This is a genomic window from Legionella moravica DSM 19234 (assembly GCF_000423305.1).
GTDB classification, from domain to species: domain Bacteria; phylum Pseudomonadota; class Gammaproteobacteria; order Legionellales; family Legionellaceae; genus Legionella; species Legionella moravica.
On the sequence record NZ_AUHS01000015.1, the window covers coordinates 24,566 to 47,129 of the forward strand.

Genomic DNA, 22,564 nt, shown 5'->3' on the forward strand with positions numbered 1-22,564 from the left:
ATGTCATCAGAAGATGTACCTGGATTTTTATATCATTTCGACTGATATGATTTTAATGGCCGCATTTTAATGGGATCGTGCAACCTTGCAGGAGATTCCTCGCCACACTCGGAAAGACGTCACATTTTTAATGGGACAGCCGTGATATAGTCGATGTTGTAATGATTATCGTTTAACAAACTGATCTTATTTTTTTTTGAGGTTATTATAAAGATCAACAGGACGCTATTGAACTGACTTTATTGTCTTTTCCTGATTAGCAAATACGGTCAGACCCTGGGTCCTGAACCACTCCTTATCTTCATTGATAACCAATCCTTCAAGTCCGGGTATGGATGAAATAGATGGGTAATCAGTAGTAATGAAATAAGTTTGCCCTAAAAAGTAAAATTCTTTGCTCTTTTGGGTCGGTGTTACCAGAACTTTACCTTGGGGTACCAATTGGGTAATTTCTTTGATAAACCCGATAATATCCTCGGCTTTTTCTATTCCATTGCTTACCCCAAGTAAGTAGGGAACAAAGGCAGTGTCAAAAACAGGTTTATTCTTAGTGTGCATCAGGTTTTTTAATTCTCCGGCATAAAAGCTGATGTTTTTTTCAAATTCATATCGATTGTTCTCTTTAGCTCGAATCGCGTTGCGAACCAGCGTTACGATGTACAACAGATATTTACGGCGTAACATCCGGGGATTCAGAAGCCAAAGAATGTGAAGAGCAATTCCTTCAGAAGGTAGCTTCAGTACAGGTGGATACCAAAGGGTAAGCGCAGTCAACAGTTCACCAACCGAAGGGTAGGGGGTTCCCTGTTCGTCATATTCCCTGTAATGATAATATTTTTTATAAGCTTTCATCCAGGCTATAGTGACAGGGTCTTTATCGTAAACCGTGACAGATTGTGCTCCGGCTTTGGCAAAAATAAAGCTGCTGTTACCATAACCTGGGATAATCAGAATGTTTTTATGTTCTATGTCCTGCTTAAGTTGGTAACGATCATTGTATGTTCCTGATAATATAGAGAACAAATAACGCTCAGCGCCCATTGGATAAATCAAAACTTCTTTGTGATCCGTAATTCGAGTAAATCGTTGCTCAAGAATCCAGTTCTTTTCCTGTTTGCTTAAAATGGTGGTGGTCACATCAGAATCTGACATTAGTATACCTCAATTTGGAGATCTTTTGGATTATATTGCTCAAGCTCATTGAGAAAGTACCAAAATTTTTCATTATTCGCCATCTTAACATTTTATACCGATGATGCATTTCGCAAGAGAGCGGGTAGGTCGAAGAAAATTGATAAATCGGTGCTTAAGCCTTGTTTCAAGAGGGATCAGTAGGGGTGTCAAACACAACACGTGAGGTTGAGCGATAGTAATGACTCAACCTCATTGTATTGTCGATGAAATTACTGCTGCGTGCATTGAACAACTACACAATTCTTGGCATACTCAGAGCCTTCTGAGCACAATTCCATAGCAGTACCAAGGGCTGACGCTCTGTCCGAACCTGTACCGTTGAATACCTTTCCTTTTGCATCATTGACAATACATAACCAGTTGGCGCTTGCATTAAAACTCAATGTCATTATGGTTATTGCCAACACTAAATTTACAGTTTTCATTAAATTCTCTCCTTGTGAACAGACAGATCCAGCTGATGTTGTCGCAAACGTCACCAACAGCTTCTGGTTTTCATCATCGTTTTCGACCGCCTTGGGAATAACTTTAATTTGAATGATGAATCAGAATCGATTTTCCTAACCATGACATCTCATTTTAATTACAGTGCAAAAATATCTGTTTAGTGTTAAACTTGCTCAATTTATTGCACTTATTGAGCAAGTTTTGCTCATCAACTCAAAACAAGGCTGGGCAGATGTTAGAAGTTAAAAATATTAGTATGCAGTTTGGACCTAAATCATTATTCCAAAATGTGGACTTAATCTTATTGCCTACCCAGCGTTATGGGGTTGTTGGAGCAAACGGTACCGGTAAATCTACTTTTTTGAAAATATTGGCAGGAGAAGAACAAGCCTCTAATGGTTCGGTTGAAAAGGCTAAAAGTCTTAAAATTGGGATTTTAAAACAAGATCATTTCCGCTATGAAGAAGACAGGCTCATTGATGTGGTCATTCGTGGAAACTCCACGCTATGGGATGCACTGGTTGAGAAAGAGCAATTATACTCTAAGGATGTTTTCACTGAAGCTGATGGATATCGACTCAGTGAATTAGAAGAAATTGTTATGAACCAGAATGGTTATGAAGCAGAGGCGATTGCCAGAAAGTTGCTTTTAGGCTTGGGTATTGCTGAAAAATTTCATTATGGCCCCCTTAGTGCTTTATCAGGAGGATATAAGTTACGAGTCTTATTAGCTCAAGTACTCTATCAACAACCGGATATTATGCTTCTGGACGAGCCGACCAACCACCTGGATATCGTATCTATTGCCTGGCTTGAAGAGTTTTTGAAAACACAATTTAAAGGATTATTGATATTTATCTCCCATGATCGCAGTTTTCTCAATAATCTTTCGACCAATATACTCGACATTGACTACGATACCGTACTCGATTATCCGGGAAATTATGATAAATTCTGTAACGCAAAGGAAGAAAGTTTACGATTAAAACAATGTGAATTAAAAAATCAGGAAAAACGTATTGAAGCCTTACAAGGATTTGTTGATCGTTTTGGAGCAAAAGCAAGTAAAGCCGCTCAAGCCGCCTCCCGGCAAAAAATGATAGATCGGATTGAATTGGTGGAAATCAAGGAGTCCAATATATTCAAACCGTATTTTAATTTTCATCAGAAAAGACCTTCCGGGAAAACAGTTATCAGCGTAGAACAGCTTCATAAGAAGTTTGATGAGCGAATTTTATTAAAAAATGTTTCATTTGCCATTCAGCGTAGTGATAAATGCGCCATCGTCGGACCAAACGGGATTGGTAAATCCACTTTATTAAAAATTTTATTAAATCAGCTGGATGCGGATCATGGGGCGTTTGAGTGGAATGATACTGTTAGTATTGGATATTTTGCCCAGGATTATCGTACTCAATTAGCCCCTGAGCAAACGGTATTGCAATGGATGGAAAATCAGATAGCCGCTTCCTCTCAGGAAATCAGGAAAGTATTGGGGCAGGTATTATTTCGCGGCTCTGATGTAGATAAAAAAATTGGAATGTTAAGTGGAGGAGAGTCCGCTCGTCTTATCATGGCAAAATTAATCCTGGAACGACATAACGTTCTTATATTTGATGAGCCAACCAACCATCTTGATCTTGAGTCGATCGATGCCTTGATTGAGTCGATTCAGATTTTTCCAGGCGCCGTATTGTTTGTCAGCCATAATCGATATTTTATTGACAGTATATCAACCCGGGTATTGGTACTCACTGAACAACATGGAGTACAGAATTACCTGGGTAATTACAATGATTATCTTGAGCAGTACGGTGAAGATTATCTGGCTACTGCCTAAGTTGTGTTGATAATTCATCACCGACTTCACGGCAAGAGCACTCGAATACAAGAAATCAGCGCTTCACTATCCTGGCCAAATCTTCATCGACATCGTATCCTCTATCAGTACGTTTTGATGCGCTAAAAAAACTGCTTCCTGAACTGGAAACAGCGGCTGAACTCGAAACAGCGCTTGAGCTGGAAGCACTACTTGAACTCGCACTTGAAGCGTGTTGTCTTCCCTGTGTTTGTCGTGCACATTTAGTTTTTGCTTCCGCATGTTCGATGCGCGCATCAACTCGTTCACGCTTTTTGGCATTAGTGTTCACAGTGCTTTGAGCAAGACGGAGCAAATCCCTGAATGTTGGGCCAGGAAGAAGCTGTTCTTTTTTAGCTCGTTGTCTGTTGTTCATAAAGGCCTTAATCATGTCGCCAGCAACATTCTCTTTCACGCCTTCGTTGATTAAAATATTCAGCATCTCCTTTTTGGAATAAAGCGGCAGTTCTTCCGTAATAATCCTCCTGGATAAGGCAGTACTCGGTGCGCGGCGACCGGACAGGGTGATGGGATTTTGCGTTCCAATAATAAAAAATCCTGGAACATCGGGTGTATCTCCTTGCAGGGTTTTACCCATAAGAAGACTATTCAATAAATGTTCCATCATCGGAGAACTGTTCATCTCGTCAATGACCACAACTGCTCCCTCATGAAAAGCCTTAAGTAACAGCGCTTCCTTATCCGTAGCAGACATACTGACGGGGAGAACATACATGGGGTGCTCACCAGGAGCCGGCACCGAGTTTCTGGACATGAGTTTAAATCCGCGAGCGATTAACGTTTGCTTTATTTGCTCGGACTTACCAATACCGGGTTCTCCCTCAAAAGTTAAACCACCCAAACCGCCGTAGCGTTGCACGTCATTTGCAGCCGACTGTTGACGCCATTGTCTTAAATCCAGCACATCGTCCAACAGTTGCTGACTGCTCAACCGAGATTGAGTGAGAACAAAGTCCATCGGTTCACTGGATGTTGTGAACGGCAGTGGATTCTTCGGCTCAAACTCCTTAATAAACAACGCTCTTTTTGATTTTGGCACCAGGTTTATCGCTATTTTAAAGGCATAATGAGCGGCAACGTCCAGGCGATTGGCCTGGGGATTTTTTTGACAATAACTCTGGGCCAACAGAGCCATCATTTGTAATTCTCGAGGCGTGATTAACACGTCGGTGGTTGAGCAATCCACCATAAATCGATACACATCAAGAATAACGCCAGACAGTTGAACCACTTCAGCTTCATCGAGGCATTGGTGTTCCAATGCCGGTTTTAAAATCTTTTCATACAAAACGGCAACAGGTAAGGGTTCAAACTCCACCGCATTTCCGTGACGCTCAAAAAGTGTTGCAAGACGGCGCTCATCTCCATAACTCACCGGATTTCCAGCAAAAATCACTTTATGCTCGTCACTCAGAGGATAATAGGCACCCTCATAAAAAATACCCGAAGGAGTATGGAATAGTCCTTCAAATAAAGACCAATTTCCCGAGTTTAAAGTCGCCTCATCCAAAAACAGGTACTTCCGACCGGTTCGAGCATCCTGCGCCCAGGCTTTTATCGCATCGATGCCTTGATGCAGTTGTTCCCCCTCGTGCACGAGCTCCTGGGTTACAAAAGTCGTTTTTCCGACTCCAGACAGTCCCGAAAGAAACACATAGGGCGCTACGTCAAGCATTTGGTGCACTAAAGTGATTCGTGCCTGGGTAGATTCTTCTGCCTCCTGCATCGCCGTCATTGGGTTTAGCGCTGCGAGGGGTTTGATTTGTGCCGTGTGCTGAGACAGCCCTGACCAGGCCGCATGACGTTTATGACAGTCAGGGAAGGCCTGCCAATACGTGCTTCTGGCTTTTAGTTTGCACAACGGTTCGGTAGCGATAAACGGCTCCAGCTCATGAGGAAACTCACCAAGACAGACTCTTTTATCCTGTTCACTGACTTCATGAACCTGAGTTTCAACCCATTGAAAACTCTTTGAATCTTCGGTAATCAAAAGTAATCGTCCGGGTTCTATCCCTGTTTTCTTTCGTTGCACGATTAAAGACGCTAATTGGTCTTCCAGCTCTTTAGAACAATGTCCTTTCAGAACAATATTCTTGCCTTCAGATAAAGCATCAAGCAACCAGGATGAACGTTGATGAAATTCAAACTGAAGCACGGCTTCATTCAATCGTCCGTCAACACGAGTCAGTAAATCAGAAACCATTAATTCCGATACATCAATAATATGCCAATTCTGTTGGGATGTTGCGAGCAGGGAAAGCGTTACATCACTATCCGTACTGTGTATCACTTCAGTTGGGGAAGGAAGAGCCGGATGCCAATTCGTCCGTTCCACAGGATTCACTACGGTATTGAGTTCCAATGAATCAGGAAGTGATGCTCCCTGAGCACACTGCACTCTTAATTTGACCTGATGCTTTTGGCATTCAGTCAAAATCCTGGCCCAGTCATCTAATGAAATGGAGCGAGTGAGCATCACATCCAGAGTACTGCGCTGTGCCTGCTCGATCAACCCCGGCTCTTTTCTTAAACTGCAATCACTGGCTTCAGGGCGGTAAAAATGAAAATAATGAGCCAGACGGTGAGGATTAAGAACATGAGGAACCTCATTCCCGCTGGTGTCCTCATCGGATAAATAATCGACCTGAAGCCATTTTTTTAATTCATTCAGGGCATATCCCTCTTGTTTATTCAGTTGGAGAAGAGCTGGGACAGGAATGGAACTGCCGGGAAAATAGCGTGTTCCAGGATAACAGGCTTCCATCCAAAACAGATTAAAATCCTCATCATCCCAAGGGCCATTTTGAATGGTGATGAGTCGCCCTTGCAGATTGGACAAAGCTCCTTCCTGAAACGTCAAATGAGAACCATCCAGATCCCAACGACCTAACAAGCGCTCTTTCCAATCACTGGCATTGAATAAATTAATCACCAACCCCGCAGCAGCTTCCTCATCGATGGCGGTAGCTAACGGCGGGACCGATTGTTCTAATTGTTTTGCAGGGATGGGACAGCGCTCTTTGGTGTTAAATCGCGAATAAAAATCATCCCCCTGATAGCAATCCGGTTTACTGGTATTGTACAAACCAATAATCTGGACGTTCTCAGGCACTGGTGTTCCGTCGGCATAGCCCTGTTCATCAAGCAGCGCGTTAAAGCGGACGATATCCTCAGCAGAAAAGTGCTCGTAATTCACCAGAAGTACTGGTGATTCCAGCCGATAATCCTCGGATAAAAAATCATGAAGCGGACCACCCGGTCCTTTACGTAAAATACCACGATTATTGAGATCTCGTTGAATAAAAGAGGCAGAGCAGATTAAATCATCCGGGGAATGGATGTAATACACGGGTCTATTGTTTAAATGACATTGTCTTTGTAACGCAAGCCGTAGTGCGTGCACCGACGCTGTAGAGTCAAGTTCAATCAAATGCTTTTTAGAATCGGCAGGGTGTAACACCTGCTGACAATATCCCTCCAGCGAATTGACTGATTTTGAAGGTTTATGCCAGGTTTTCAATACCTGCTCAAAATAATTACTATCCGAACTGCTTCTAAGAACGTCAATGAGTGTATTAGTCTGTTCCGAAGGTTGCGACGGCGCCGGACAACCCATTATTTCAAAAAAAGAAGAATGATTTTTAGGGCCTGATCTGAGCAATGTGCTAATGCTCTGCTGTTTTTGTTCCGGAGTCAGCCGTTTCATGCTTTGGTCCAACATGGCGGAATAATCATCTGGACACACACTTCGCAATTGAGCTAATAAACTACAGGTCAACTCCAGAGTGTGAGGAGTATTAAGCCCTCTGAACCATGCAGGAATGCCCTGTAAATTGTTGAGCAACAGGCCTTGAAGTGCATCAGCACTAAATTGAAAATCCACGGGGATGAGGTCTAACAACTGCTTGGAATTTTGATTGCAAATTAAATGAAACAATCCACCATGTTGAATGAACTGATTGGGATCACGAATTTCGGGAACTATGACATCACGATCCATTTCAATACGAATCAACCTACCTAAATCGGTATGAATATGGTGCATGAGTTCCGTTGTGGAAACGGACTTAACCCCCTCTTTGTAGTTAGGGTTATAAATCAGCCACCGACCATTATCGATTAAACGGATGCAGAGCGCATGCCAGAAATTGGATAGGATGCATCCCTGGTGCAACTTGATTTTGAGAGGATTTTGAAACGGGTCGTCCTCTAAGTCAGAAAAGAGTATTGAGGATATCCAATCATCGACATCATCATCGTTCAACTGAAGGCGAGATCCAAAAGTGCTGTCATTTATTGAATTGCTGAGAAGAAAATGCTCCAGACTGTCTCCAATGTATTGTATATTAGATTGCTCATTAAATTGATATTGCTGAATGGCCACACAAAGTGCCTTAAAATCATAGAGTAATTTGATATCAATTGTGGATAACTGGCCATCCCATGTCTTCACTCGAAGAATAAACTCATTCCACCTTTCAAGAGTACTTCTTTGAAACAAATGACTTAAAGCATTACAAATTCCATCCTGAATTTTGGGTATGTGCTGTGTGCTGATTTTGGAAAAAGTGAAACATTGCGAGAGCTTTTCAATAATCATTTTTTGATCTATTGATGAACGCTTGCCTTTGAATTGAAATTTAAAATCTTCCGATGTCGGTTCAAAGTCTTTGTAGTCAGCAAGATTATATTTCGAATCCGGCTCATCATCACTATAGGACAGATGATCATAGTCATATTCAGAATCATATTCAGAATCATCATAACATTCATATTCATCTTCATAACATCGATAACACACATTAAGCCCGGGATAGATATGGGATAGCTCTACAGTATTATCACGATTTATGTTGACACAATTGATGAGATTCAGTGCTTTGAGATTAGTCAGAGTTTCGATGCCTAATTGAACCGATTCAATAGTCACTGTTCGGGCTTCATGATTATCACTGAAATCGATTACCTCAAGCATCTTACACGGAGTAAAATCAAATTCATATATGCCATTCCAATCAGAATCATAATGTTCATTATTAATGAATCGAAGTCTTTTTATATTTGGAAAACATTGAAGAAGCTTTTTAAAATCCGTTTTCAGTTCAAAAGTATTATTAGAGATAATGAGTTCTTCAAGCTGTTCTAAATGGAATGGATTTTGTTCTGGGAGCTTTTTAAAATTAAAATCATTAAGACGAAGACATTTAAGATGGGTTAATTTGTCTCTTAATGAGACAAAGGTGCGTTCATCCCAAGGCAGACTTGATAAACACAAATAGTCAAGCCCCCTTAATGCATCCTCATTAATTTTATCAAATTCAATAGATCTTCCTTGTTCCTTAAAAATTTTGCCTCCAAGGGTGAGTTTTTTGAGATGGGGGGTTCTCAACAGTAAGGAATTTAATACATCAGAATGAAACAATGTTTCCGATAAGTCTATTTCTCTCATATTAAAACAATGAGAGACATCCGATAAATCGAGTTCATCATGAACCTCATTGTCAATGACACAGTGTGTTAAGGAAAACAATCGAAGGGATTGCGCTTGCTCTTTCAATAATTGCAATAATTGCGTTAATGCTAATTGTCCCTGTTTTATTGTCAAAGACTCCAAATGAATTCCTTGAGTACTCAGATTTAGTGGATTGTGTTTTGTTGTAATTAAAAGTTCTTTAAGATTGGGGGCTGCGGTTATGAATCTATCTAAATAAATGATGCTTTTGTGATTCAAAGCTAGAAAATTCAGTTGATTCAAGTTGAATTCGGCAGGATTAAAGTTGCCTTCAGGTAAATTGAAATGAAGCTCCTCTAACGAGGATGAACTGGATAATAGTTCCCTCAAGCGTGCTTCACAATAACCCTTGGATTTAAGTGTGATGGTTCTCAGGCTCTGGATGTGATTGATTTTAGCAAATGTGTTCTTAAAGTATTGAAGTCGCTCAGGGACTTCATTTGACAAAACATCTGCAACAAGTACGCTTAATGGAGGGTTGAATTGCTCACGAGAATTATGAAAAATATATCGCTCATATCTATTTAGCCTGACATAATCGCTTAAATTAAGAGAACGAGGAGCATTAGGCTCTTTGGCGCCAATCAAGCGTTGAACCCAATAATCATCAAGTAATAAGGTTTCATCTTTAGATATTCGATGTTGTTCCGTTGCTCTCTTAAAAATGTCTTTAGGTTGTTCAATCCGGATATGAAATCGAGTATCCTTTCGATCGAGGTTCTTTATATCGTCCAATAGTAAGGGATACACTTGCCCTAGTTGTAGAATGTATAGTGAAAATCCCTGTTTCAGTAACTGCAGTAAGGATTCCTGAACGAGTGTTATTTTATGACAGGACCAGTGTTCTGCAGTCCAATCACTCAGAATGAGCTTTTTAGGTTTTTGGCCCATACTGGCTGGTAATACCCATGCTGCTTTGGACTGGATGAGTCTATTGATATCTAAAACATCAGTAGGGGTGTGCGTGTATGCAGGTTTTGTCTGCGACAGCATGTAATAAAACTCAGCAGGTATGTTCATCTTTTCTCTCAAAATCTATCCTATGTACAGCCATCTCCAAACGCGATGTTCTTTTTAGCTCGACAAATGGGGTTATAATCGTCTTATTTGATTCTCTAATAAGACGATGCTTTTCAGCATCAATCGGCTGCAAATATTGAACGCAAATGTCCATAATATATACAGGGAGAGTATTAAGAGATAATTAATGATGACATTAAATAATTAATAGTGGTTATATGATTTATTAATGGCTTTTTTCATAGGGTGAACAGACTGCAAGAGGCAAATCGTTCTTTAGTAGCGCTTCCTGAGCTTTTCCATGCAACCTAAGGAACATGAAACTCAAATGCATCTGGCATATGACGCATGATGCTTTTATTGATTTAATATATATCAGAAAGGCCTTGGTTTGTGTCATATTGTGCATTTTGTGCGCTCATGATATAGTCAGCCCATTTTAATCTTGCAAAGACTATCAACCATGCCTTTCAATCTCAATCACCAGATACTCGAAGAAGCTCAAAGAACACAGAGCACTCACAATCATGTCACCTCAAACGCTGCTGCAATGCTTGCCATCCGGCTCGCCTCAAAATATTTTTTGCCCGAGCACAAAGCCAGTAGCTCGAGTCAGGCCGCATCTTCGTCTTCTGTTACCGCTTCATCCTCTTCTTCCTCCACTAAAGAAAACTCATCCATGACTCTCGGGATTTCCCATAATTCTGCCGCAATAACAAAAAATCAGCATATCAGAGCACGTTACGAGCACAGAACCAAATCATCCTTATTGGAACTGTCCACAAGGAGCTGGCTAAGCACGATTTTGGACAAAAATATTCTCAATAAAGAATTTGACCGAGTCACGCTGGTGGAAGAGCGTGAGGGAAAGCGGGTATCCACTGAATGGTATCTGCCATTACCCGAAATTTTTGCCATTGTGCTGTGCGCACTTATGGATAAACACGAGCAGGCATGGCCTGTACCTCCTGGCAGTACAGCAACCAGGGAACGACTGCTCCGTCTGCAGAAATTTGACCTCATCAACAATGAACTGATGAACGAAATTCCATCCATTTGCTCTGCTGGTATCCGTCACCGATGGCTTATGGCACTGGATGGTTACGAAGGCAAACGTCTGCCGTTGAATGCAGAAGACGTTCTCATGCAGGGATTGTTCGATTTTATGGTACATGAAGTACTTGAAACACAACTCAAGTTAAAGCTCCCTGATGGACGAGACCCTGCAGGAGATGAATACATTCCATTTTATGAACGATTTCAATCTCTGTTTTTACCCTGGATATTCGACACCATTCCAGATGAAGTTAAAGCGGCAATCAGAAATGCGGGGCAAGAAGATGCCGCTAAGGAATACATACTCAAGCGCTTTCGCACCATCCAGACCATACCCAGTGATAACATGCTGACAAAAATTAACGGGTATTGCAGTTATGAAGGGCTGATAAGCATCCCTTGTAATTTCGTACCCATCCTCGCAGCATTGGACCGTTTCGCCAAACGTCACGCTATGGCATTAAGCTCTGGACGCATTGCGGCAACCAGTCTGCACTCGCTTGCCAGCCAAACGATTGCCTGGCTGAAAGGCCCTGGCTTCAGCCCTGAGTCATTAAAAAATGCCGACGCAGAAAAAAAAACATGGGATACTGTCTATCTGGTGATGAGACTCCACGATGTGCTGTACCAGTACAAAGACTACAAAAATCTGCTTCAAGTCTGTGATATGCCCCCAGAACACAAGACTGAATGGCTAGACTCACTCCTTGTTCTGGAGCAATGGCTCAATAATCAGGAGCTCTCTCTGCAAGCCTTACTAGCAGACACCGCTTCACTGGAGCAACAGCTGCGTGCTTTTGAGCGCGGGGTTAGCTTCTGGCGAAGCAACACCTATTATGACTTCATCAGCAATTACACCGCACAATGGTTCGCTGCAAGAAATGAAGGGGATATTCCTGTTCTAGCCAGTCTCTTTGCCCGGCTTTGTGAACTGTTTTTTAATGAAAATACACCCGAAGCTCACTCTAACCCCGCCATTCGAGTTGACGATGCTCTTTTATCCAAATGGATGACCCAAACGGCCGAAGACGGAACTCTGGATGTCTCGCCTTACCAGATAAACCGCATAATCCTTCATGCCCTGTGTTATGAACCCAATACCTGGTCGCTTTTGTTTCGCCGGTGCCTGACTGTAGTACTTACTTTCATTCACAACCGTTGCAATCAGGGGCTAAACAGCGCAGGAGAGGCACTATTCCGAGATTCATGGCCGCAAGAACTACTTGACCAGATTGAGTACCAGCTCAACTCAGAGCAAACAGGTGAATCACCAGTCCCAGTCATATTCACACCAGGTACTATTACGTTTGATACAAGTCTTGACACCGCACGTTTATTGGCCATATCCAGTTCTATGCCCGAACACATCATCAAAAAAATTGTGGAGCATCCGGGATTTAATCCGAATGCAACAGACGATCTGGACTTGACTCCATTTTATATTGCCGCAGAGTTTGGCAACATACCTTTTGCAAATGCTTTACGTGCAAGAGATGCAGAGTACAAGGTAAGTTATAAAGGCCTGTACAAGCCAATGGTTGCAGCTTTGGAAAATCAACATTTCCCTTTTTTGCAATGGTTTCTCCAGACACTGGATGATCTTAGCGTTCTTGATGAACTGACAACAAGGGACGCCAATGGCTCTTACCTGATGAAGCGCTTGGCTTCTAACCCTCAGGATTTGATAGACATATTACGATGTTTACCTGAGCATATAAGAAAAGAGGCTTTGCTGGCAGAGGATAACAGAGGTTTAACCGGATTGCGCTTATTTACACAACATCCGTTATTCATCAAGGATGTTGTGAATTGTCTGCCCGAGGATGAAAGGGCTAAAGCATTCATGAAAGATCAGATAGCTGCCCGCAGCCTGTTCCATATCGCAGCAACTGAACAACCTGACATCATAATACAGCTTCTGGAAGGCTTACCCGAGATCGAAAGAGAACCATTTTTACTGACGGAAAGTCAGGATGGAAATACCATGCTGCATCATGCGGCTGAAAAATATCCTGAACTATTGATAAGCATTGTGAGCTACCTGCCCAAAACAAGAAGAATTAGCCCTTTAAGCGCAAAAAACAATGAAAATGTGAGTGTGCTCCACCAAGTAGCTATTAGCCACCCCAAGTTACTGGAACGCCTTTTCCTTCTCATTCCAAGTCCCGACAGGTATTACGCTCTGACGCAACAAACGCAAAATAACAATACTCTCCTTCATGATGTAGCAGTAATTGCGCCCCAAATCCTAATAAAACTTCTTGATTGCCTTCCCAAAACACGAAAAGAAAAGGCAATCATGGCAATAAATAAAGATGGGGATACAATCCTGCACCTTATCGCACCATGGAATTACCCTAAAATTCTATTAAAACTCTTCAACTACTTGCCGTTGGAATTAAAAGAAAAGGCAGTGATTATAAAAGGCCGAAATAACTCTACTTTGCTGCATCTGGCAGCAAAATTTCACCGATGTTTAAAGCCACTCTTAAATCTTGTCCCTGAAGCAGCGAAAACGGATGTGGTGATGGCGTGTGATGATGGGGGTAATAACGTGGCGCACTATACATTATACAGTTCAAAAAGCCTGAAACTGTTTTTAAACTGGCTTCCCCAAAAAGATCACTTTACTGTTTTTATGGCAAGAAACAAGGACAATTGTACTGCGCTGGAACAGATTGCAAAAACCAACCCAAAAATGCTGATCCAAATTCTGAACACCTTTTCCGAGACAGAAAGACGTACCATCTTGCAGGAGAAATTCGAATTCGGCAACGGCATGTTACATCTGATCGCCTCAAATCACCCCAAATACTTGATACAACTTTTGGATTATCTGTTGGAGAGTGAGAGAATAGCCGCTTTGACAACACTTAACGGCTATGGCTGGAGCGTGTTGCACATTCTGGCAACAAAAGGCGCTCAACTTTTTATAAATGTTCTAAACTGCCTTCCCTCAGGAGAAAGAGCTGCTGCTTTAGCAGTAACGGATAACACTGGTCTACCTGTAGTACATCAAATCCTATCTTATTCTCCTATCATAACAAAACAATTCAAGCACTTCCTGCCTGAGGCCGATCGCGCTTTTGTAGTCAAGTTAAGAGACGCGCAGGACTCTTCCCTGTTGCATAGCGTAGCAGTAAAGTGCGCCATCGCATTAAGTTCTCTTTTGAATTCTCTAAACGAAGAAGAAAGAGTAGATGCAGTGATGACTCCAAACAGCGAGGGTAATAACGAACTCTATCAAGTAATACATCATACAGGGTTAGTAAAAGTAATAATGGAGTGTCTGCCGCAATCAGCACGCGCAGGGGTAGTGACGTCATGTAACAAGAATGGCATTTCGGTGCTGCATTATGCCGCATCATACCCTGACTTGCTGGATTTGCTTCTGAATTATCTGCCCGAAGCAGAACAGGATGCTGTTATGATGCTTTGTACCAGCGATGATTTTATCCCCTTAAAATCGTCTGAATGTCGCTCCAGATTCGATCCACTACATCAACTTAGACCAATATTGAATCGATCCAATGACATTTTAAGAGGATTAAGCTCCGTAGGTTTATCAAGTTTTAACCCGAATACACCCAGAGTAATATCTTCACCGGCCTCGTCATCAGCCTCGGATTCTTCTCCAATCTATGGCAGGCATTCATTGTTCAAACCGATTTCAAATACGCCTGAAAATGAGAGCGAAAGTGAATTGGATACAATGAATATGAAGAGACGAGCTTTATGAGCGCATGCTCTGTACATGACAAAAAAAATCGGTCATGCCCGCGCAGGCGGGCAACCATTGATGATTCATCACGGAAGTAAAATGAGATAACTCGCTGACCTATGTTAAACATCATATCATCTCGATCGCCAAAAGGCGGTGATATGGATAGTTTCAACGCGTATTTTGGCTGGAACAAGGCGAGAATGGCATGATGTGTCACTATGTTGCTTGCATTACTTGCTACGCATGCAGTCAATTGAAGCAAATTGGCCTGTGTTGTGGTCGGAGAGGCGCAACAATCGTCATGATACCGCAGAATCCAACGATTTTTTTCAAATGCAACAAGCACTAAAAACTCTGAGTTCTATCTCATTATCGCCTGCCGGCTCCTAATCATTTATCATAGTGCAGCGGATTACTCTATGGAAAAATAATGGTGGTCCAGAAAGAAAAAGTGGATTTTAGCAACCAACCAGGATGAATAATGGAAGAGAAGCACTATTGTGTTTATATATTAGCCAGCAAGGCATATGGAACCCTTTATACTGGCATTACCAGCAATCTGATACAACGAGTATATCAACATAAGGGAGGATTGAGCGAAGGCTTTACAAAAAGATACCATGTTCATCGTTTAGTTTATTATGAAATTCACTCTGATGTTTATCAAGCAATAACCAGAGAAAAACGTATTAAAAAATGGAACAGACAATGGAAAATAAACCTGATTGAACAAAACAATCCTCAGTGGCTCGACTTGGGCATTGGATTATTTTGATGAATGGTTGCCCGCCGGCGCGGGCAAGACTCGATTTTTTTTATGTACACATGTATGTAGGTTGGGCATTTGAGCTGTGTTTTTGTTGTTCATGCGCTAAAACCCTTATGCAGAGAAATGACTTACTTGCAATGAATTAAACATTCGGCCTTCTGTACATGACAAAAAACCTGTCTTGCCCGCGCCGGAAAAACGGTTTTTTTGTCATGAAGAGAGCGTATAGCCCATGACTTGCTTCTTTTCCAATAGATCATCAAACCTGTCTTGCCCGCGCAGGCGGGCAACCATTCATCAAAACAAACCGATGCCTAGTAGTCAGCAGGGATTATTGTTCTTCAGGTTTAAACTCTCGTTGAACTCGCAGAAACACTCTATATCACCTCCTTTGTACATGACAAAAAATCTGTCTTGCCCGCGCAGGCGGGCAACCATTCATCAAAATAAACCGATGCCTAGTAGTCAGCAGGGATTATTGTTCTTTAGGTTTAAACTCTCGTTGAACTCGCAGAAACACTCTATATCACCTCCTTTGTACATGACAAAAAACCTGTCTTGCCCGCGCCGGCGGGCAACCATTCATCAACATAAACCGATGCCCAGTAGTCAGTAGTGATTATTGTTCTTCAGGTTTAAACTCTCGTTGAACTCGCTGAAACACTCCATATCACCTCCTTTTGGCGTTCGAGTGGATGTGATTTTTAGTGTATGTCAACGAATTGTCTCAACGTACTGCAGTGCCAAATGCCAAATAGTTGCCCGCCTGCGCGGGCAAGACGGGTTTTTGTCATGAACAGGGCGCATAACCCATGACCTGTTTCTTTCCTAATAGAGAATCAAAAAAGGCAGTATTAATGCAAATTAAACAGTTTGCCAACCTTATGTTATTATTAAAGACTTTAAATTCACCAAAGACAGCTGTATATGCCTTTCAATATCGAACAAAAAACAATCAAAGAAGAGCAAAGCATGCAGAGCGTTCATGAGAGCGCTTCCTTTAAAGCCGCTGAAACGCTTGTCAGGCTCTTGGCCTCACGTTATTGTTTACAACAAAAAAACACTAATGATTCAGTTCACGCAGCATCTTCTTCTACTGACACGTCTTCCTCTGCATCCTCAGATCCAGTAGTAACGACTGATTGGCGTGATAACCAACAAGTGCAAAAGCAAATGTTAACAGAGGTTACTAGCCTGCTGCATCAGACTGATAAAACATATCCTGGCACTTTGACAAAATTGGTAGATCCACTTTCCTCAAAAGAACTGATGTCTCTTTTAAACTTTAAAGACGATAATGGTATCACCGTGTTGCAGCAGGTGGTAAAAAACAACCCTAAAGCACTGAAACACATTCTGTTACTTTTAAACGAAAACGACCGATTTATTGCTGTAATGGAAACAAATCATAAAGGCAACACGCTCCTGCATGAAATATCAATAAATAAACCCAAAATACTGGTAGAACTTGTTGATTGCCTCTCAGAAACACAAAAAGCAGACGCAATCATGGCAACAAATGAAGACGGTGATACCATCTTGCATCAGATCGCCATTACCTATCGTAAAATTCTCCTTCAACTCCTGGACTACTTGCCTTTGACTCAAAAAGTACATGCAATCATGATAAAAGGTCGACTTAACTACACTTTGCTGCATTTGGTAGCACTTGATTCCCAGGCATTAATGCGGTTATTTCAGCTTGTGCCCGAAGCAGAAAAAGCTGACGCTGCATTAGCATCTGATAATAATGGTAATAACCTGGCGCATTGTGTGTTTTATAATTCCAGAAGTCTTAAACTGTTTTTAGACTGGCTTCCCAAAACCCAATACTTTGCAGTTTTGACGGCAAGGAATAAAGAACATTGTGTTGTACTGGAACAAATTACACGACACGACCCTGGGTTATTGATAGAAATTCTGGATTCCTTTTCCGAAACACAGAGGCATACTGTAATACTGACAAAATACAGAAATGGCAACACTTTATTGCACCTGATTGCCACACATCACCCAAGCTACCTCATACAACTGCTTGATTATCTGTTGGAAGATGTAAGAATAACCGTCTTGAGAATACCTAACGACAATAACTTGAACGTATTGCGTCTCTTGGCAGAAAAAAACGCCACAGTCTTGCTAGAGCTAGTAGACTACCTGCCCGTAAGAGAAAGAGAAACCTCAGTAACACATCGAAGTGAACAAAGCCTTGTTGATTTATCAATTAGAGATCAGGATATCCATAGCCTATCATCCTCACCTGCCTCCTCATCAGTCTCAGACTCTTCGCCAACCCACGGAAGATATTCATTGTTCAGAAGAATGGAACATGCGCAACAGGCTGTGCAAAGCTATGAAAGGGACAGCAAAAACGAATTGGGTAGACTCCTGAAGAGAAGCAAACCAAATCCTACTGAACTTAGACAAATTGTAAAAACAAACCCCGAACTGTTGATCCCCATTCTAAGATCGTTTTCCGAGAGAGAAAGACACACCGCCTTACTGGATCAATACGAAGACGGCAACAACCTGTTACACCTGATCGCTATATATCATCCCCTCTACATAAAACACATGCTAAATTGTCTGTTAAAAGAAGAACAAATGGCCGCTTTGATGATGCCTAATGACAATGGCTTAGACGTATTGCTCATTCTGGCAGAAACAAATGCCACAGCCCTGGTAAACATTCTGAACTACCTGCCTGCAGAAGAAAGAGTAGCTGCTGTAAAAATTACGAACAAAATTGGTGAGTCAGTAGCACACCAGGTGGTACATGATCCTGCGTTAATAAAAATAATGATGGAATCTATGCCCATAACAGCAAGAGCTGGTGTGGTGAAGTTGTGTAATCATGATCGAATGTCGGTGTTGCATTGTGCCGTATTATATCCTGACTCACTGCATCTTCTTCTGAGTTCCTTGCCCATAACAGAAAAGGCCGCTGCCGTGACGTTTTGTAGCCGTGATGATTATACCCCTATAGAACATGCTGAACGTCTATCCAAATTTGAATCACTGCGCATCCTAAAAGCAGTTTATGCGCGAACAATAAGGGACGCGGACGGACAAAGCACCGTCAATAGATCAAGCCTCGAGCTGGATACAAACACAATGAAATCTTCACAAGCCTCTTCATCTGTCCCAGATTCTTTTTCAATCGAAGGCATGAATTCGTTTGTTGTAATCAAGGATCAGGCGCTACAGAGTACAAAAACGTCTGAAAATGAAAGCGACAGTGAGTTGGATACAACAAATATGAAGAGGCGACCATTATGAGCCAATGTTTAATTCGTCGCAAATAAGTCATTTTTAGAACATGTAGGTTGGCGAATGAGCAAGAAAAATACAGATTTGGCGCCTAACCCTCTATACATAACTAACAACCTGTCTTGCCCGCGCAGGCGGGCAACCATTCATTCAAATAAATCGATGCCAAAGAGCCAGTAGGTATTATTTTTCTTTAGGTTTAAACTCTCTTTCAACTCGCTGAAACACTCCATATCATCTCATTATGGCGTTCGAGATGATGTGGTTTTTAGTGTATGTCAACGAGTTGTCTCAACGTGCTGCAGTGCCAAATGCCAAATAGTTGCCCGCCTGCGCGGGCAAGACAGGTTTTTTTGTTATGAACAGAGCGCATAACCCATTATTCTGAAAGACTTTCTATACACTGCAGAGCTGAGATTATAACGTATTCTCTCAATAAAAAAATCGCCAAAACTCTTGCTTTGGAAATCGGGAAAAAAGAGTGCAGAGAGACGCCAGGCTCACTGCCTTGAGCTGTATCCGTAAAAAAAGGATATCGACTAGCCATAACAACCAGATAAAATTAACCAGTATGACAAATGTATGTTAATAGTCAATAAATGCATGTCAAGTGACAAAAGGCTAGATCTGAACCTTTAATAGTTAATGTTTATTGATTCTAATAAAATGACTGACTTGATATTTAATTATTAAACAATATACGCTGATAATGTGATGTGTGAACTTATTATAAAGTGATGAAAAGCTCATGAAACTGAAACAATTGATTCGATACCTTTCTTTTTTTATGTTCCTGGCATGTCATTCGCTTGCTAGCGCCCAATCAGATGAGGAAAAGAACCTGGCTCTCCTGATGGATTCTATTGCAAAACCCTATATTTTTTCTCACCAGATTCCCGGTGTTTCCATCGCTGTTTATTATAACGGTCAGGATTATTTTTATAATTATGGCTTAGCTGATAAACAGAAACGTACCCCGGTAACTCAAGATACTATTTTTGAATTGGCATCGATTACCAAAATATTTGTCAGTACGTTACTGGCTCTTGAAGTAGAGAGAGGCACTATAAAATTAAATGACTCTATTATCCGATACCTGCCTCAGCTTGCTATCAGCAAAAATGCTCCCATAAATCAAGTTACATTGCTCAATCTAGCGACGCATACTGCAAGCTTTCCACGTCAATTGGAGCAGTTTGGTGTATCCAAAGGAGATAGAGACGCGTTTATTAAACAATTAAAAACATGGCGTCCCAATACACCTGTGGGTACTCAATATCACTATTCCAATATCGGTTTTGGCTTTTTAGGCTTGATCTTGGAGCAGGCAACAGGAACTTCTTTAACAGTCCTGACAACCCAAAACATCACCGAGCCATTGGGTATGACTCATACCTGGTTTAATGTCCCTCACTCTTTGAAATCGAATGAGGCTCAGGGTTATCGTTACAATAATAACAAAGCCCCCCATTATGTGCCTGCCAATTATTTAGGGGGAGGTGCTTTACGTTCATCATCTGCTGATATGTTGCGTTTTATGAAGGCTAATCTGGGAATTAAAGTAGGTGATGCTTCTCCACCCTTGCTGTCTGCCATGCAATTGGCTCAACAACCTGCATTTGTCGTTAGACCGAAATTTATCATGGGGCTTGGCTGGCAGAGAGTTATCCGCAAAAATAACTTATTGATAACCAAAAATGGAGGGAATCAGGGGTTTAGTACCTTTATTGGCTTTTCGCCGGCGAAAAAAATAGGAGTCGTTGTTTTAACGAATAAAGCAAAGGTTAATGCTAACCGATTAGGTATCAATATTTTAAATGCTCTTGTTCGTTAGCTAACCATCTCGATGAATATGCTCGTTCAGAGTTTTGCTTCAGTATCTGTTTTTAAAATGAACTATACTTGTACATGAGTGAAACATAATTCTTGAATATTGGATAGCTCCATGAACAAAACAGTGAAGAAAAATGCCTTACGAACTCTAGTTTTTGGATTATGCATTATTGCCAGTACCGCTGCTGCAGCTTATGGTGGTTGGCATGCTGTGGGTTGGCGTGGGCCCGCCGGGGGATGGCATGGGACTGTATGGCATAACAACGGTTGGAATAATGGTTGGCATAACGCAGGTTGGTATGGTGGAGTAGTGGTTACCGGAGCGCCTGGTGTTGGTTACTACGCACCTATTTGCCAGCCAGTCAGGTTGTGCAATTTATACGGTCAATGCTGGATACAGCAACAATGCAATTGAGATGTGGCTATGGCCGTGTTGCATGCCCCTGAGATGGGGCAATAATCCCTAAATACTGCCGAGGTAGTCTGTTTTCCCAATCGCCAGGCCCAAATGTCGAAGAATGGCATAGGTCATGCTGATGTGAAAATAAAAATTAGGCAGTGCAAAATGGTTTACATAGTCCAGTCCTTTAAAATGAAGTTCATTTTGATGTGTTTTGAGGGTAACTTCCCGATTTTCGCTTCCGTCGATTTGTGAAGAACTGACGCTTTCTAAAAAATGGATGGTTTTTTTAATTCGATCTTCCAATTCTGCAAAACTGGTTTCATTATCTGCATAAACAGGAATTTCAATACCGGCCAACCTGGAAGCACATCCCTTGGCAGTATCAGTAGCAATTTGTATCTGGCGAATTAATGGGAACATATCCGGAGCTAAACGAGCATTAAGCCATTCAGCTGGATCTATTTGGTTGTTGTCACAATGAGATACTGCTTTTTTAAGGATAATCGATGTATTATTTAACATACGAATGAATACAGGGATAGTCATTTGATGCATTGATAAAGACATGTTCGTTTCCTGATTGAATTATTATTTAATTTAGTGTCCAACTAACCTTATATCATGTTTTTTATTATTTTGGGCATAATATATTTCGTCAAAAAAATCGAGTTCAAAGGAAACGGATCTTGAAAAAAATCGTATTAATTCAGGCTGCTTTATAGGATGTGTATCTTCCACAATGACATTGACCTCGGTTGCAAGATTTTGGGTGAGCTGTACAAAATCAGCACCAGAATAGGTTGCTATCCAGTCTGAATAAGGATGGGTTTTCATTGGGTCTTTGTCAGCCATCATGGTGCCTAATTGGTAATAGATCCAAAAGCAGGGCAATATACTGCAAAGAGCCTCAGGCACCTCGGCTTGTGTTGATGTCTTAACCAGATACTGGGAATATTGAGATATTGAAGTTCCTGTTTGATGTTTATAGAACTCTCTAAAATGCTCACGGTATTGGAGTTGCATGCTGTGTTCGTTGTTTATAACATCGTTTGCCAAAGTATTCAGTTGTTTCGATAAACCTGGATGAGTCGTCTCGGTGCGTTTGGCAATATTTTGAAGAGCGCATGAAAATTGGCGTAAATACAAAAAATCATCGCGCAAATAGAGTCCGAACTTTTCTTGTGGTAAGGTTCCTGCAAATAACTCCTGATTGAATGGATGAGTGTATATTGCTTGCAAGGTGTTCTGATTGAGGTGCATTAACCGAGATAAATAACGGGCATCCGGTTTTTGTTTATAAAATAAAGGACAGTACTTCAAATAAGTCATAATTCACTCTTCCTTCGCAGGTATTATCCAGATCAGGTACTAAGGGTTTTTCTCAGCCGAACCACTAATCGGTTCAGCACCCCTGGTGACAATTTGATACTGATTCTAGGCTTGTAGCGTTTTAGAGT

At 41.4% G+C, this 22,564-nt stretch carries 11 protein-coding genes and 1 riboswitch; of the genes, 6 read left to right on the forward strand and 5 right to left on the reverse strand.

Annotated features, from left to right (window positions below):
* Positions 1-225: 225 nt before the first annotated feature.
* Positions 226-1,152, reverse strand: coding sequence for a hypothetical protein (locus tag G543_RS0104150; RefSeq protein WP_028383417.1), 927 nt, complete (start codon positions 1,150-1,152; stop codon positions 226-228).
* Between the two features lie 251 nt (positions 1,153-1,403).
* A complete protein-coding gene (locus G543_RS0104155) occupies positions 1,404-1,619 on the reverse strand; it encodes a hypothetical protein (protein ID WP_028383418.1) in 216 nt (71 codons plus the stop codon).
* 254 nt (positions 1,620-1,873) lie between these two features.
* Here G543_RS0104155 and G543_RS0104160 point away from each other — a divergent pair, with 254 nt between their 5' ends.
* A complete protein-coding gene (locus G543_RS0104160; RefSeq protein ID WP_028383419.1) occupies positions 1,874-3,481 on the forward strand; it encodes an ABC-F family ATP-binding cassette domain-containing protein in 1,608 nt (535 codons plus the stop codon).
* Positions 3,482-3,536: 55 nt separating this feature from the next.
* Here the strand turns inward: G543_RS0104160 and G543_RS0104165 are convergent, their stop codons facing one another.
* Complete coding sequence (locus G543_RS0104165) at positions 3,537-10,052, reverse strand: hypothetical protein (RefSeq protein WP_028383420.1); 6,516 nt, start codon at positions 10,050-10,052, stop codon at positions 3,537-3,539.
* A 463-nt stretch (positions 10,053-10,515) separates the two neighbouring features.
* Between G543_RS0104165 and G543_RS0104170 the strand changes: the two genes are divergently transcribed.
* The 5 genes from G543_RS0104170 (at position 10,516) to G543_RS0104190 (ending at position 21,119) form a co-directional block, all read left to right on the forward strand.
* Positions 10,516-14,847, forward strand: a complete 4,332-nt coding sequence (locus G543_RS0104170) for a hypothetical protein (protein ID WP_028383421.1) — start codon at positions 10,516-10,518, stop codon at positions 14,845-14,847.
* A gap of 466 nt (positions 14,848-15,313) precedes the next feature.
* On the forward strand, positions 15,314-15,607 hold the full coding sequence (locus tag G543_RS0104175; protein WP_028383422.1) for a GIY-YIG nuclease family protein: 294 nt from the start codon (positions 15,314-15,316) through the stop codon (positions 15,605-15,607).
* A gap of 921 nt (positions 15,608-16,528) precedes the next feature.
* Positions 16,529-18,880 carry a hypothetical protein gene (locus G543_RS0104180; protein WP_028383423.1) on the forward strand — a complete coding sequence of 784 codons (2,352 nt, stop codon included), beginning with the start codon at positions 16,529-16,531 and terminating at the stop codon, positions 18,878-18,880.
* 739 nt (positions 18,881-19,619) lie between these two features.
* Complete coding sequence (locus tag G543_RS0104185) at positions 19,620-20,705, forward strand: serine hydrolase (RefSeq protein ID WP_028383424.1); 1,086 nt, start codon at positions 19,620-19,622, stop codon at positions 20,703-20,705.
* A 111-nt stretch (positions 20,706-20,816) separates the two neighbouring features.
* On the forward strand, positions 20,817-21,119 hold the full coding sequence (locus G543_RS0104190) for a hypothetical protein (RefSeq protein WP_028383425.1): 303 nt from the start codon (positions 20,817-20,819) through the stop codon (positions 21,117-21,119).
* Between the two features lie 48 nt (positions 21,120-21,167).
* Here G543_RS0104190 and G543_RS0104195 read toward each other — a convergent pair whose 3' ends face one another.
* Positions 21,168-21,674: a DUF1993 domain-containing protein gene (locus tag G543_RS0104195; RefSeq protein ID WP_028383426.1), complete on the reverse strand. Its 507-nt coding sequence runs from the start codon at positions 21,672-21,674 to the stop codon at positions 21,168-21,170.
* Positions 21,675-21,704: 30 nt separating this feature from the next.
* Positions 21,705-22,436 carry a TenA family protein gene (locus G543_RS18300; protein WP_051190573.1) on the reverse strand — a complete coding sequence of 244 codons (732 nt, stop codon included), beginning with the start codon at positions 22,434-22,436 and terminating at the stop codon, positions 21,705-21,707.
* Positions 22,428-22,530: riboswitch (TPP riboswitch) on the reverse strand. Its footprint overlaps the gene before it by 9 nt.
* Between the last annotated feature and the right edge of the window lie 34 nt (positions 22,531-22,564).